1 pseudogene is annotated in these 863 nt (G+C 69.9%); it reads left to right on the top strand.

The window, feature by feature from the left end:
- Nucleotides 1-863, top strand: a pseudogene (locus AC5RUF_RS16340) (GH25 family lysozyme); the annotation flags it as partial.

The raw sequence follows: 863 nt of genomic DNA, 5'->3' as shown, positions 1-863 counted from the left end.
CCAAAACGGCACCTACTACGTCACCCCGGCCAACGGCACCCGCCCTGTGAGCGGCTCCATCCGGGCGGCCTGGTGGGCCGCCGGCGGACAGAACAGCCCGTACGGCTACCCCGTCTCGGACCAGGTCTGCGGCCTCAAGGACGGCGGCTGCCTGCAGGACTTCCAAAACGGCACAATCTACGCGACTCCCGGCAACGGAACCCGGGCCGTGAGCGGCTCCGTCCGGTCCGCTTGGTGGGCAACCGGCGGGCAGGACGGCGCCCTCGGCTACCCGGTCTCCGACCAGGTCTGCGGTTTGAAGGGGGGCGGCTGCCTGCAGGACTTCCAGGCCGGGACCTACTACGTCACACCGGCCAACGGCACCCGGGCCGTTGCCGGTTCCATCCGTTCGGCCTGGTGGGCCGCCGGCGGGCAGAACAGCCCGTACGGCTACCCGGCTTCCGATCAGGTCTGCGGCTTGAAGGACGGCGGCTGCCAGCAGGACTTCCAGAGCGGCAGTATCTATGTCACTCCCGCAAAGGCCACCCGGACCGTCACCGGTTCTATCCGCTCGGCCTGGTGGGCCGCAGGCGGCCACGGCGGCAGCTACGGCTACCCCCTCTCCGAACAGGTCTGCGGACTGAAGGACGGCGGCTGCCTGCAGGACTTCCAAAACGGCACCATCTACACAACCCCGTCCAACGGCACCCATGGCGTCGCCGGGTCCATCCGGGCGGCCTGGTGGGCCGCCGGCGGGCAGAACAGCCCCTTCGGCTACCCCGTCTCCGACCAGGTCTGCGGCCTCAAGGACGGCGGCTGCCTGCAGGACTTCCAAAACGGCACCTACTACGTCACCCCGGCCAACGGCACCCGCCCTGTGAGCG

The organism is Arthrobacter sp. Y3224198, assembly GCF_059090025.1.
The sequence above is the reverse complement of the archived record's forward strand: the minus strand, read 5'-3'. Positions and strand labels throughout refer to the sequence as shown.